The 13,494-nt window shown below is 59.9% G+C and carries 10 protein-coding genes; 8 read left to right on the top strand and 2 right to left on the bottom strand.

Features of this window, described 5'->3' with window-relative positions; translation table 11 throughout:
- Positions 1-61: 61 nt before the first annotated feature.
- The 7 genes from J2X56_RS11745 (at position 62) to J2X56_RS11715 (ending at position 9,764) form a co-directional block, all read left to right on the top strand.
- Positions 62-2,164 (top strand): molybdopterin-dependent oxidoreductase, encoded by a 2,103-nt coding sequence (locus J2X56_RS11745; RefSeq protein ID WP_204725995.1) that lies wholly within the window; start codon positions 62-64, stop codon positions 2,162-2,164.
- 8 nt (positions 2,165-2,172) lie between these two features.
- Complete coding sequence (locus tag J2X56_RS11740) at positions 2,173-3,330, top strand: aminopeptidase (RefSeq protein ID WP_310160439.1); 1,158 nt, start codon at positions 2,173-2,175, stop codon at positions 3,328-3,330.
- A gap of 253 nt (positions 3,331-3,583) precedes the next feature.
- Positions 3,584-5,284 carry a long-chain fatty acid--CoA ligase gene (locus J2X56_RS11735; RefSeq protein ID WP_121043885.1) on the top strand — a complete coding sequence of 567 codons (1,701 nt, stop codon included), beginning with the start codon at positions 3,584-3,586 and terminating at the stop codon, positions 5,282-5,284.
- A 326-nt stretch (positions 5,285-5,610) separates the two neighbouring features.
- Positions 5,611-7,224 carry a type VI secretion system tip protein TssI/VgrG gene (locus J2X56_RS11730; protein WP_310160437.1) on the top strand — a complete coding sequence of 538 codons (1,614 nt, stop codon included), beginning with the start codon at positions 5,611-5,613 and terminating at the stop codon, positions 7,222-7,224.
- 258 nt (positions 7,225-7,482) lie between these two features.
- A complete protein-coding gene (locus tag J2X56_RS11725; protein WP_227022729.1) occupies positions 7,483-7,695 on the top strand; it encodes a T6SS immunity protein Tdi1 domain-containing protein in 213 nt (70 codons plus the stop codon).
- Positions 7,696-8,363: 668 nt separating this feature from the next.
- Positions 8,364-8,969 (top strand): site-specific integrase, encoded by a 606-nt coding sequence (locus J2X56_RS11720; protein WP_310160434.1) that lies wholly within the window; start codon positions 8,364-8,366, stop codon positions 8,967-8,969.
- A gap of 144 nt (positions 8,970-9,113) precedes the next feature.
- Positions 9,114-9,764, top strand: a complete 651-nt coding sequence (locus tag J2X56_RS11715; RefSeq protein ID WP_310160431.1) for a GAD-like domain-containing protein — start codon at positions 9,114-9,116, stop codon at positions 9,762-9,764.
- A 144-nt stretch (positions 9,765-9,908) separates the two neighbouring features.
- Here J2X56_RS11715 and J2X56_RS11710 read toward each other — a convergent pair whose 3' ends face one another.
- Together J2X56_RS11710 and J2X56_RS11705 are read right to left on the bottom strand one after the other, a co-directional pair.
- Positions 9,909-10,859 carry a 2-hydroxyacid dehydrogenase gene (locus J2X56_RS11710; RefSeq protein ID WP_121043870.1) on the bottom strand — a complete coding sequence of 317 codons (951 nt, stop codon included), beginning with the start codon at positions 10,857-10,859 and terminating at the stop codon, positions 9,909-9,911.
- 113 nt (positions 10,860-10,972) lie between these two features.
- Positions 10,973-11,407: an acyl-CoA thioesterase gene (locus J2X56_RS11705; RefSeq protein ID WP_008331921.1), complete on the bottom strand. Its 435-nt coding sequence runs from the start codon at positions 11,405-11,407 to the stop codon at positions 10,973-10,975.
- Positions 11,408-11,566: 159 nt separating this feature from the next.
- Here J2X56_RS11705 and J2X56_RS11700 point away from each other — a divergent pair, with 159 nt between their 5' ends.
- On the top strand, positions 11,567-13,471 hold the full coding sequence (locus J2X56_RS11700; RefSeq protein ID WP_121043867.1) for an ABC transporter ATP-binding protein/permease: 1,905 nt from the start codon (positions 11,567-11,569) through the stop codon (positions 13,469-13,471).
- Positions 13,472-13,494: the final 23 nt, after the last annotated feature.

The raw sequence follows: 13,494 nt of genomic DNA, 5'->3' as shown, positions 1-13,494 counted from the left end.
GCTGCCTGCCTCGCGTGCGCCGAGGGCTTCCCTGTTTTCTTTCCCCGCTTTCTTCTCTGCCATGACCACCACCATCGTCCGTGCCGCCTGTCCCCATGATTGCCCTGATACCTGCGCCCTGCTGGTGACCGTCAAGGACGGCGTCGCCACGGAAGTGCGCGGCGATCCGGAGCACCCGCCGACGGCCGGCGTGCTCTGCACCAAGGTCTCGCGCTATGCCGAGCGCACCTATCACCAGGACCGCCTGCTGCATCCCATGCGCCGCGTGGGCAAGAAGGGCGAGGGCAAGTTCGAGCGCATCAGCTGGGACGAGGCCATCGCCACCATCGCACAGCGCCTGGGCCAGATCGCCTTGCGCGATCCGCAAGCCATCCTGCCCTACAGCTACGCCGGGACCATGGGTCAGGTACAGGGCGAATCGATGGCCGGCCGTTTCTTCAATCGTCTCGGTGCGTCGCAGCTGGACCGCACCATCTGTGCCTCCGCCGGTGGCGCAGGCTATCGCTACACCATTGGTGCGCGCATCGGTACCGATCTGGAACAGGTCGATCACGCCAAGCTCATCATCATCTGGGGCGGCAATCCGATTGCCTCCAACCTGCATTTCTGGACCCGCGTGCAAGCGGCCAAGCGCAACGGAGCGCGCCTGATCGCCATCGATCCGTATCGCTCGCTGACCGCCGAGAAGTGCCACCAGCACATCGCGCTCTTGCCCGGGACCGATGCGGCCCTGGCGCTGGGCCTGATGCACGTGCTGATCGCGGAAGACTTGCTGGACCACGATTACATCGCACGCTACACGCTCGGCTTCGAGCAGCTCAAGGAGCGCGTGGCTGAATGGACGCCGGCCCGTACCGCTGAAGTGTGCGGCATCAGTGCGGAGGAAGTGCAGAACCTGGCGCGCGAATATGCCCGAGTGGCGCTGGCTGGCGAGGGTGCCTTCATCCGCGCCAACTACGGCCTGCAGCGCGTGCGCGGCGGCGGCATGGCCGCGCGCAACGTGGCTTGCCTGCCAGCGTTGGTCGGCGCTTGGCGTCATGCTTCCGGGGGCATCCAGCTGTCGGTATCGGACAGCTTCCCCAAGGACACGGCCGCCTTGAGCCGTCCCGACCTGGCCGCGCGTCACGGCAAGCCCAGCCGCATCATCAACATGAGCACCATCGGCGATGACCTGTTGAAGCCGGCCTCGCCCGACTTTGGTCCCCAGGTAGAAGCAGTGATCGTCTACAACTCCAACCCGGTGGCGGTGGCCCCGGAGTCGGGCAAGGTAGCGCAGGGCTTTGCGCGCGAAGATCTGTTCACGGTGGTGCTGGAACATTTCCAGACCGATACCGCCGACTACGCCGATATCCTGCTGCCTGCGACGACCCAGCTGGAGCACATCGACGTACATGCGTCGTATGGCCACGTCTACATGATGGCCAACAATGCTGCCATTGCGCCGCTGGGCGAGGCCAAGCCCAATACCGAGATCTTCCGCCTGCTGGCGGCCGCGATGGGCTTTGAAGAAGACTGCTTCAAGGACAGCGACGATCAATTGGCCGCCGTGGCCTTCAAGCGCGATGATCCGCGCAGCGCCGGCTACAACTGGGAACAGTTGAAGGAGAAGGGATGGCAGCGCCTGTCGGTGCCGGTCGCGCCCTTTGCCGAAGGCGGGTTTGCCACGCCCTCGGGCAAGTGCGAGTTCTATTCCGAGCAGATGAAGAGTGCAGGTCTCGATCCCTTGCCGGCCTATATCGCGCCCTATGAATCGGTGGCCAGCAATCCGCAGCTGGGCGCGAAATATCCGCTGGCGATGATCTCGCCGCCGGCACGCAATTTCCTCAATTCTTCCTTCGTCAATGTACAGAGCCTGCGTGATACGGAGGGCGAACCGCACCTCGACATGCATCCGCAGGACGCCGCTGCACGCGGCATTGCGCAGGGAGATACGGTGCGCATCTTCAATGATCGCGGCAGCATGCAGGCACGCGTGCGCGTGACCGACAAGGCGCGCGTGGGGCTGGTGGTGGGCCTGTCGATCTGGTGGAAGAAATTTGCCGCCGATGGCAAGAACGCCAACGAAGTCACCAGCCAGCGCCTGACCGACATGGGCAATGCGCCCACCTTCTATGACGTGCTGGTGCAGGTGGAAAAACTGCAGCAGCCGGTCGTGGCCGCCTGAGTTTTTTCATGCTGCGTCGTGGCTTGCGTCGTTCTGTGCGCTGGCGGCTGACCTTGGCGGTGCTGGCGCCGCTGTGCGGGCTGTCGGCTTGTTCTACGGTCTCGTATTACGCCCAGGCCGCGCACGGCCAGTTCTCGCTGCTGGCGCAGGCAAAACCGCTGGAGGAGTGGCTCGATGACCCGGCCACCTCGCCCGCGCTCAAGTCCAAGCTGCAGACGGTGCGCGAGATCCGCCGCTATGCCGTCACCGAACTCGATCTGCCCGACAACGGCAGCTATCGCAGTTACGCGCAACTGGACCGGCCTTTCGTGCTGTGGAATGTGGTGGCCGCGCCTGAGCTGTCGTTGAAGCCCCGGCAGTGGTGTTTCCCCATTGCCGGCTGCGTGGACTATCGCGGCTACTATCACCTCAGTGATGCGCAGGCCTATGCCGACACGCTCAAGGCCGAAGGTTATGACGTGCAGGTCGCCGGAGTGCCGGCGTATTCCACGCTGGGCTGGTTCGATGATCCGGTGATCTCCACCTTCATCCAGTATCCCGATGGCGAACTGGCGCGGCTGATCTTCCATGAGCTGGCGCACCAGACCGTGTATGCGCCCGGTGATACGTCCTTCAATGAAGGGTTTGCGGTGGCGGTGGAAGAGCTGGGTGTGGAGCGCTGGCTGGCGGCGCGCCACGATCCGGCGATGGTCCAGGCCTACCAGCGTTTTGCCGCCCGCAAGCGCGAGTTCCTGGCCTTGCTGGACAAGTACCGTGCCCAATTGAAGGAGAACTACGACAGCGACGCCAGCGATGCCGACAAGCGCCAGCGCAAGGCGGCCATCTTCGATGCCCTGCGCGCTGAATATGCGCAGATCAAGGTCACCCGCTGGAATGGCTATGCCGGGTATGACCGCTGGTTCGCGATGCCGCTGTCCAATGCGCATCTCGCACTGGTGGGGGCGTATCACGACCTGGTCCCTGCCTTCCGTCAGTTGTTTGCCCGCAGCAGCGGCTTCCCCGATTTTTATGACAAGGTGCGCGCACTGGCACGCATGGACAAGGCCGCACGCCATGCTGCGCTGGGAGACGCGCCCTTGACCACGGGCAAGGCGGAGGCGGAAATGTTTCCCACCTGCACCACGGAACGGCCCAAGAGCAAGGACCCGGCGTATCATGCCGGATGAATTTGAATGCAATACCGGTTTGCCGGGCCGTGCAATACGCGCAGACTGACCGCGATATCGCAGCCGTTGCCAACCTTTTTGCAAAAAATCTCAAGTTTGGGGCGCAAAAAGCTTGCCCCGCAGTCGAATGCTGGATAGCATCTGCGATAAATAAAAAAACACTCGTGCTTTTTTTGCTGTGCGCGCCAACGCGGTGGCCTTGTATCACCGCCCAGCCCCAGCGCACGTTATGACCGGAGACAGAGGACACACTATGGAAAGATTCTGGCTTGCATCGTATCCCGCAGGCGTTCCCGCTGACATCGACCCCAGCCGTTACGGTTCGCTGGTGCAGATGATCGAAGAGGCTTTCGCCAAGCATGCCGATCGCAACGCTTATGTCTGCATGGGCAAGTATCTCCGTTATGGCGAGCTCGATGCCATGTCGCGCGCCATGGGGGCCTGGCTGCAAGGCCTGGGCCTGCAGAAGGGCGCCCGCGTGGCGATCATGATGCCCAACGTGCTGCAATACCCGATCGCCATCGCCGCCATCCTGCGTGCGGGCTACACGGTGGTCAACGTCAATCCGCTCTACACGGCCCGCGAGCTGGAACACCAGTTGAAGGATTCCGGCGCCGAAGCCATCTTCGTGCTGGAGAACTTTGCCTGCACGCTGCAGAAGGTGGTGGCGCATACTCAGGTCAAGCACATCGTGGTGGCCAGCATGGGCGAGCTGCTCGGCACCCTCAAGGGCGCCATCGTCAACCTGGTGGTGCGGCACGTCAAGAAGATGGTGCCGTCCTGGTCGCTGCCCAATGCGATCTCCTTCAGCCGCGCGCTGTCGCAGGGCGAGGGCAAGACGTTGCAGAAGGTATCGCTGACGCCCGATGACGTCGCCTTCCTGCAATACACCGGGGGGACCACGGGTGTGGCCAAGGGGGCGGTGCTGACCCATCGCAACCTGATCGCCAACGTGCTGCAGGCCGAAGAATGGCTGACCCCGGCGCTGAAGTCAGGCAAGCCCATCGACCAACTGGTGTTCGTCTGCGCGCTGCCGCTGTATCACATCTTTGCGCTCACCGTCTGCAACCTGCTGGGCACGCGTGAAGGCGCGCTGAACCTGCTGATCCCGAACCCGCGCGACATTCCCGGTTTCGTCAAGGAGCTGGCCAAGTACAAGGTCAACACCTTCCCCGCGGTCAACACGCTCTACAACGCGCTGCTCAACAATGCCGATTTTGCCAAGCTGGATTTCTCCGGCTATCGCTGCTGTGTGGGTGGCGGCATGGCGGTGCAGAAGAGCGTGGCCGACAAGTGGAAGAAGCTGACCGGCTGTCCCATCATCGAAGGTTACGGTTTGTCCGAAACTTCGCCGATTGCCAGCGCGAACCCCTGCACCATCGATGAATACACCGGCACCATCGGCCTGCCGCTGCCATCCACCGAAATCGCCATCCTCGATGATGACGGCCAGCCAGTACCGCTGGGCCAGCCGGGCGAGATTGCGATTCGTGGTCCGCAGGTGATGCCGGGCTACTGGCAGCGTCCGGATGAGACGGCCAAGGTCATGACGCCGGATGGTTTCTTCAAGACCGGTGACATCGGTGTGATGGATGCGCAGGGCTACACCAAGATCGTGGACCGCAAGAAGGACATGATCCTGGTCTCGGGCTTCAACGTTTATCCGAATGAAATCGAAGGCGTGGTGGCGCAGCATCCTGCGGTGCTGGAGTGCGCCTGTGTGGGCGTGCCCGATGAACACACCGGCGAAGCGGTCAAGCTCTTCGTGGTTCGCAAGGACAAGTCGCTGACCAGTGAGCAGCTGATGACTTACTGCAAGGAGCAGTTCACCGGCTACAAGAAGCCCAAGTACATCGAGTTCCGCGATGAGCTGCCCAAGACCAACGTGGGCAAGATCCTGCGCCGCGAGTTGCGGGATGATCCTGCGAAGGCGCCGCAGAAACAGGCAGCATGAAACGAGCGCTGCCGTAATCTGATCTTCTTGCGTTCGTCAGTCAGTTTCTGCATCAAGGCCTGAGTTCGGTATTGCACCGGACTCAGGCCTTTTCAGTTTGGGCTCACACGAGATGGCTGGTGTTGAGTCGTCATTTTCCTGGGCAGATCGGATTCTCGGGAGGGACAGGCCGGCTCCTTGCCTGAAGGGGTATCGCACCTTGGGGCGAAAATTCATGCAGTCGCCCGCCGTCGTCATTCAGGAGTTGCGCGTTTCCATTGGGAAATATTAAAATGCGCGCCGGTGTTACATCAGGGAGGGAAACTTGATGAACACAGGAATCCTGCATGCGCAAAACCCTCCGGGGTCTGGAGCAACTGCTTTCAGACTATCAGCACGCCCGCATTCTGCGGCTCACTTTCCCACACAACGACGCCCCCCTTTCTGAACTGCTCGTCAACAAGCTTGACGCCAGCGAAGGCCTGTCGCGCGACTTCGAATTCACCGTCGAGCTGTTGGCCGACAACGCCACGCTCGAACTCAAGGACCTCCAGGGCAAATTGCTTTGCGTGGAGCTCGTCCGGCAAGACGGCAGCCTGCGCTACTTCACCGGTTACGTCTTCAGCTTCCGCTTCGTCAAGACTGACGGCGATGTCGCATTCTACGAAGCCAGGCTGGGTCCGTGGCTGAAGTACCTTTCCTTGCGTACCAACTGCATGCTGTTCCATGGCGTGCGTCTGTACGAGCAGACGCAGCGCATCTTCGAGCATTACAGCGCCTTGCCCGACTGGGAGTTCCGTCATCATGGTCAAGACCTGCCCGTGACCGAAGCGTGCCAGTTCAACGAGTCCGACCACAATTACCTGAGCAGGCGCTGGGAGGCCGCAGGCTGGCACTATGCCTATGAGCATACGGCCAACGGCCACAAGCTGGTACTGGGCGACGACTCCACCCAAGCGGAGGCCATCGATGGCGTAGAGATCCCATTCCAGCGTCATGCCGGAGTGCAAGAAGAAGACGGTATTCATGAATGGTCCGCTGAGCGGCACATCGTTCCCGCGAGCGTGACCCTGACCTCCTACGATTTCAAATCCCCCTGGCCAAAAACCGTCGAGGTCCCCACGCGCAACAATCAAGGCCTGGTCCTGCGCAAGGAAGCCTACGAATACACCGGTGCCTATGGATTCAAGGATCGCCAGGCCGGCGACCTTCTCGCCACGCAACGCATGGAAGAATTCGAACATGCGGGAAAATTCTTCGAGGCCGCAGGCAACAACCGCAACGTGGTACCGGGCCGCTGGTTCCATCTCACCGGCCACTTCGAGGGCGGCAGCCAGGAAGAGCGCGAATTTCTCGTCATCGAAGCACACCACAGTGCCAGCAACAATTACCACGTCAAGAGCGACATCCGGCCTCACTACGAGAACCGTATCTCCTGTATCCGCAAGTTCATTCCCTGGCGTCCCGGCCGCGGCTTCAACAGCGTCGAACCAAAAATCTATGGACTGCAGACGGCCACCGTCGTCGGACCCAAGGGCGAAGAAATTCATACGGATGAGTACGGGCGGGTCAAGGTCCAATTTCATTGGGACCGTGACGGCGAGTTCGATGAAAGGAGTTCGGCATGGCTGCGCGTGGCCACTGCCTGGGCGGGGTCGAACTTCGGTGCGACCTTCATTCCCCGCATCGGTTGTGAAGTCATCGTGCAGTTCCTGGACGGCAATCCGGATCGCGCACTCATCACGGGCATGGTGCCCAATGCCGCCAACATGCCGGCCTGGGAGCTGCCGGCGAACAAGACCCAGAGCGGCATCCTGACACGCTCAACGCCCAAGGGCGGCTACGACAATGCCAATGCGCTGCGCTTCGAAGACAGGAAGGGCCAGGAGCAGTTATGGCTGCACGCCGAGCGCGACCAACTGACCGAGGTCGAGCACGACGAAGACAAATGGGTCTCCTAACCTCCCAAATGTTCAATTGAATGGACTTAAGTTATTTGAAGTTCCAGGGGCATATGCCTTTAAGGTTTTGCACGATTGGGACAGTGCACCTCTTTCAAAAACGGGCACGAGTATCTTTCTTAAGCTTGGACTGGCTGCCGGAGGCTTCTTGTATGAGGACGATAGTGACAAATCGGTGACAGTATTTGCAAAAGGGCGATGGGATTGGCTATCGCAAAAAAACTAAAGAATTTTATTTTCTGAGATCTTGGATTTGGTGTGCCGTTCTTTGGAAGCGCCAGGGTAAAACTCGGCCCACTTGAACCGCACGAAATCTATGGATTCGAGCCCGCCATCGTACTGGGAGGAAAAGTCCTCCTCGAAAATCTGGCAAAAGTGAATGCCAATGTGCACCTGACGATTCTCCGCCAATTCGCCGACCCGGAACTACCATTTTCCGGGATCGATATTGAAAAGTTGCTCAATTCTTGAACCATGCAGCCATGAAAGGATGACTCAAAAAAAGGACAGTTAAAAAACAGGCGTAGCACCTTATTTTTCTAAGAGGAATAAAACCGAGGAAATGAGATGAGAGATGAAGACTTCGAATATTTTTCAAGCAAATTTGGCGAGGCCACCAAGCGCACTCCGGTACCGGCCAAAAGCCTAATGCCGCGCACCGTATCGCCAGCTATATCAGCAAATACGTTTCAAAGAATTTGGAGGAAGCGCGCTTCAACAAAAAAAACTATTGGGCTTCTCGCGGCATTCCGAAACCGAACCAGTACAAAATCTATTTCAAGGCGGATACGGACAGTTTTGACATTGTGGTGCTAATCGCGCAGGAATTTTCTATGCGGGGTTTCAACGACATCACCCAATATCATGACCGTCTCAATTCCTTCTACTGGTTTGCGGCGGGGGAAATTTAGGATGCGCACGTTGAGGAATGTTGAGGATTTCCTTTTGTTCATAGAGGTTAACATTTCCCTTGAATGAGGGGGAAAGGGGGCTGCAGATGGTAGTTGAGAAAACGTGGGATGACGCTGTAGCGATGTGGCTCATAGACAAAGCGGAGAAGCGCTCATTGAAGTCTGATGAGTCAAATATTCGTTGGTTGAACATGTTTCTACGCGGGATCCCTTTGCTGCATATTGACCGTGAAGTTGTTGCTCTCTTGCGGACGAAGAAGATTGCAAGTGGTGTGTCTAAATGCCACCGTTAATCGCATGCTAGCTTTGTTGCGCTCGATTCTGAGGATGGCGGTGGTTGAGTGGGATTGGCTTAAGTCCGCACCACATGTGAGATTGCTGCGCGAGCCTCAGCGCCGTGTTCGGTTTTTGTCTCCCAAACAGGCCGCTCGGTTGCTTGAAGAACTTCCTCCACATCTGGCCGCTATGGCGGCATTTTCATTGGCGACCGGGCTGCGCCGCTCAAATGTCACCGGGCTGCGTTGGGAGCAGATTGATATGAGAGAGCGGACAGTTTCTTTCGATGGCGCTTTAACGAAGAATGGAAGATCTCAAGCTGTTCCATTGAACGATGACGCGATGCGCATCCTTACTGCTAGGAAAGGTTGCCACCCCGTGTTCGTGTTTACCTATAACGGTAAGAAAATCGTCCAAGTGAGCACTGCTGCGTGGTACAAGGCTCTGAAGCGAGCTGGCATCAATGACTTTAGGTGGCATGATTTACGGCATACGTGGGCAAGTTGGCACGTTCAAAGCGGGACGCCACTACTCGCCCTGCAGGAGCTAGACGGTTGAGTGTATATAGCCGTCTGAAAATGGATCTGCAAGCGTTAGCGCCTTTATCCAATCCCAGTCCGTTTCTTATTATTGCTTTGTCGCTCGACGAGGCCAAAGCCCAAATTATTGAGATTCCTACAGATGTGGATGTCCAAAGTGTGAGTGTTGTTGTTAACCGCGCTATTGAGTTTCCTCCTGAATACAGGCAAGCGGGTAAACAAATGGCGCAACAAACTCTCCGATCAGCTATTGAAATACTGGGAGCAAGAAGGATGGTGCGAATATGCCAATGGACTCTTTTGCACAGTTAACCCTGATGACTATGCAGGTCTCGTCGATGACTGGCTCGCGGACACCGAATTGGAGGGGGTTGACGTCTTCCACGTCATTGCGAGATCTGCATTTGGCAAACTTTACGTGTGTGGTGAGAAGACAGGCAGAAGCGTTTCGATGAACTGCGTGATCCATAGCGTCTCTGCTTTCGAAAATGAACTGAAGCCCAAATCCAAGGAAGACTTGGATTTTTCGATTCGTTCGCTATTTGCGTGCCTTGAGCCAGCTCAGCTTGACCTGAAAGACGAGGATGGACAGCCCCTCTTCGAACGTGCGCGATCCAAACTAGGTCCGCTTGATCCGCATGAAATATATGGTTTCCAGCCCGCCATCGTCCTGGGCGGGAGTTTCCTGCTCGACAATCTGGTGAAAGTGAAGGCCAATGTGCACCTGACGCTTCTCCGCATGTTCGGCGAGCCGACATTCCCATTCTCGGGAATCGACATTGAAGAGTGGCTGGACGAGGCAGACACGCAGTAGTGACAGCACACCCCAAGTCATCATCCAAGCATGGAATGACTCAGGACAAGACTCCTTGGACTGAAACCGCTCCCCCTGAACTCATCGGCAAAAAGCCGCTGTCCGTGACCCCCTCCGGCAGCGGCTTTCCCCCTGTATGAATCTTCAGTCAGGCACCGGCGTCACCACGGGCTTGCCAGAAAAATGCGCCTGCAAATTGGTGAACGCCAGTTCCGCCATGGCCGTCCTGGTGACCAGCGTGCCGCTGGCCATGTGCGGCGTCAGCACCACGTTCTCCAGCGCGGCCAGTTCGGCCGGAATGTTCGGTTCATTCTCGAACACGTCCAGCCCCGCACCGGCAATCGTCCCAGCCTGCAGCGCCGCGATGAGCGCCTTTTCATCCACCACCGAACCACGCGCCACATTGATGAGGAAGCCCTTGGGTCCCAGTGCCTCCAGCACCTCGGCATTGACCAGCGCCCGCGTCCCGGCACCACCCGGCGTGATCATCACCAGGAAATCGACCTCGCGCGCCAGCGAGACGATGTCTTCCACATAGGTGTAGGGCACGTCCTTGCGCGAACGGTTGTGATACGCAATCTGCATGTCGAACGCCGCCGCCCGCTGCGCGATGGCTTGCCCGATGCGGCCCAGGCCGACGATGCCCAGGCGCGCGCCGCTGACCTTGGTGGTGAAGGGGAAGGGCCCCTTCTTCCATTCGCCGCTACGAGCAAAGCGGTCGGCCCGCACCACGTTGCGCGCCACGGCCAGCATCAGGGCAATGGCCATGTCGGCCACATCCTCGGTGAGCACGTCGGGCGTGTGGGTCACATGGATGCCGCGCTCGCGGGCAGCCGGTACATCCACCCCGTCATAGCCGACCCCGAACACCGAGACAATCTCCAGCGCCGGAAAGCGCGCCATGAACTCGCGCCCGACCTTGGCTTCGCCATTGGCGGCAATGCCGCGCACCTGCGGCGCGATGGCAGCGAGCGCTTCCTCGGTGAGTGGATCGAGGATGAGGTTGTGGCAGGTGAAGTTCTGCTGCAGCAAGTCCAGCAGGTGTTGCGGCAGACGGGCGACGATGAGGACGACAGGGCGGCTGGAGGAGGTCATGGGCAGTATGAAGAAGAGGAAGAGGAAGACAGTGAGGGAGGCATAACGATACGTCTGCGCCGCACGCTGCGGGCTGAAAAATTTTCAAGCCCGCAGGAGGGGAAGGGCGGCGCTCAGATCGCCGGGCTGGCCCCCGCTTCGCGCACCGGATCCAGTGGCGGCAGCGGACGCGGCTTGCGGTTTTCATCGGTGGCCACGTAGGTGAGGGTGGCTTCGGTCACCTTGACGATTTCGGTCTGCAGGCGATTGCGCTCCGCATACACTTCAACGTTGACGGTGATGGAGGTATTGCCGACCTTGACGATATCGGCATAGAAGGACAGCAGGTCCCCCACGAACACCGGATTCTTGAACAGGAAGGAATTGACCGCAATGGTCGCCACCCGCCCGTTGGCGCGGCGGGTGGCCGGCAGCGAGCCGGCGATGTCGACCTGGGCCATGATCCAGCCGCCGAAGACGTCGCCATAGACATTGGCATCCGACGGCATGGGCATGACGCGCAGCTGCGGTGCCTTGCCCGGCGGAAGTTGGGAAACGGTGGATGACATGGAAGGCTCCTTTGCAGGTGATGTCCGGCGGCGCGCCGGGATGGCTCTTATAATTCGGGTTTGCGGCTGTGCGCCCGCAGGCGCGGCAACGGCCTAGTGTATCGGATGTTGCCCTCCTGCTGTGTTGCCGTGCCCGCCCCCTTTCAACCCGACCCGCCCATGCGCCGCTACCCCAATTCCGCCTCCTCATCGCAAGCCCCCATCAAACGCCAGCGTGGCGACTGGGAAGTCGTCCGCACGCTGCTGCCCTACCTGTGGACCTACAAGTGGCGCGTGATGCTGGCGCTGGCCTTCCTGGTCGGGGCCAAGCTGGCCAACGTAGGCGTGCCGCTGGTGCTGAAGAGACTGGTCGATGCCATGACCATCACGCCCGCGCATCCGCAAGCCCTGCTGGTTTTGCCCCTCGGCCTGCTGGTGGCCTACGGCGCGCTGCGGCTGGCCACGGCGCTCTTCACCGAATTGCGCGAACTCATGTTTGCCCGCGTCACGCAGCGCGCCGTGCGCACCATCGCACTGCAGGTCTTCCGCCACCTGCATGCGCTGTCGCTGCGCTTCCACCTGAACCGCCAGACCGGCGGCATGACGCGCGACATCGAACGCGGCACGCGCGGGGTCTCCACGCTGGTGTCCTATACGCTCTTCTCCATCCTGCCCACCATCATCGAGATCGTGCTCGTGCTGGCCTACCTGAGCACGCATTACGACATCTGGTTCTCGCTCATCACGGCCGGTGCGCTGGTGCTCTACATCCTCTTCACCATCACCGTGACGGAGTGGCGCACGCATTTCCGGCGCACCATGAACGAACTGGATTCGCATGCCAACACGCGCGCCATCGATTCGTTGCTCAACTACGAGACGGTGAAGTATTTCGGCAACGAGGAATTCGAAGCGCGCCGCTATGACGAAGGCCTGCAGCGCTATGAACGCGCGGCCGTCAAATCGCAGAGTTCGCTGTCGCTGCTCAACACCGGGCAGTCGGCCATCATCGCCATCGCCGTCACGCTCATCCTGTGGCGCGCCATCGCCGGCGTCATCGATGGCAGCATGACGCTGGGCGACATGGTGCTGGTCAATGCCTTCATGATCCAGCTCTACATTCCGCTCAACTTTTTGGGCGTGCTCTATCGCGAGATCAAGCAGAGCCTGGCCGACATGGAACGCCTGTTCTCTCTGCTGGAAGAAAACCGCGAAGTGGCCGACCGGCCCGGTGCACAGCCCTTGAAGACGCAGGGCGCGGAGCTGCATTTCGAGCATGTCGACTTCAGCTACGAGCGCAATCGCCAGATTCTCTTCGATGTGGATTTCAAGGTGCAGGCCGGTACCACCACGGCAGTGGTCGGTCATAGCGGTTCGGGCAAGTCGACGTTGTCGCGCCTGTTGTATCGCTTCTATGATGTCGACCAAGGGGCCATCCGCATTGATGGCCAGGACCTGCGCAATGTCACGCAAGCCTCGCTGCGCCAGGCCATCGGCATCGTGCCGCAGGACACGGTGCTCTTCAACGACACCATCGAATACAACATCGCCTACGGCAAGCCGGGGGCCACGCGCGAGCAGATCGTGGCAGCGGCCAAGGCGGCCTATATCCATGACTTCATCGAGTCGCTCCCCGATGGCTACGCCAGCATGGTCGGCGAGCGCGGACTGAAATTGTCGGGCGGCGAAAAGCAGCGTGTGGCGATCGCCCGCACCCTGCTCAAGGATCCGGCCATCCTCATCTTCGACGAAGCCACCTCGGCCCTCGATTCACGCGCCGAGCAGGCCATCCAGCAGCAGCTCGAAGAGATCGCGCGCGAGCGCACCACGCTGGTCATTGCGCATCGCCTCTCCACCATCGTCAATGCGCAGCAGATCCTGGTGATGGACCATGGTCGCATCGTCGAACGCGGCACCCACGCCGGGCTGCTGATGGCCGATGGCCTGTATGCGCAGATGTGGCTGCGCCAGCAGGCCGGCGCGGAAGAGGAGGGCGGTTCGGTGGTGCCGCAGCCGGAGGACGTGGCACCGGTGGCCGAGCCTGGTGCCGAACCGACAGTGCTGATGCCGGCCGAGCGTCGCTGAGGCCCTCGCCCGCGCGCGCAGCT

Origin of the sequence: Herbaspirillum sp. 1173, from assembly GCF_031455335.1 — a bacterium.
GTDB lineage: Bacteria > Pseudomonadota > Gammaproteobacteria > Burkholderiales > Burkholderiaceae_D > Herbaspirillum > Herbaspirillum huttiense.
This window is presented reverse-complemented; position numbering and strand designations above follow the sequence as displayed.

Coding starts and splice junctions, on each gene's coding strand:
- J2X56_RS11745 (WP_204725995.1), top strand. CDS start 62: ATGACCACCACCATCGTCCGTGCCGCCTGTCCCCATGATTGCCCTGAT.
- J2X56_RS11740 (WP_310160439.1), top strand. CDS start 2,173: ATGCTGCGTCGTGGCTTGCGTCGTTCTGTGCGCTGGCGGCTGACCTTG.
- J2X56_RS11735 (WP_121043885.1), top strand. CDS start 3,584: ATGGAAAGATTCTGGCTTGCATCGTATCCCGCAGGCGTTCCCGCTGAC.
- J2X56_RS11730 (WP_310160437.1), top strand. CDS start 5,611: ATGCGCAAAACCCTCCGGGGTCTGGAGCAACTGCTTTCAGACTATCAG.
- J2X56_RS11710 (WP_121043870.1), bottom strand. CDS start 10,859: ATGACCTCCTCCAGCCGCCCTGTCGTCCTCATCGTCGCCCGTCTGCCG.
- J2X56_RS11705 (WP_008331921.1), bottom strand. CDS start 11,407: ATGTCATCCACCGTTTCCCAACTTCCGCCGGGCAAGGCACCGCAGCTG.
- J2X56_RS11700 (WP_121043867.1), top strand. CDS start 11,567: ATGCGCCGCTACCCCAATTCCGCCTCCTCATCGCAAGCCCCCATCAAA.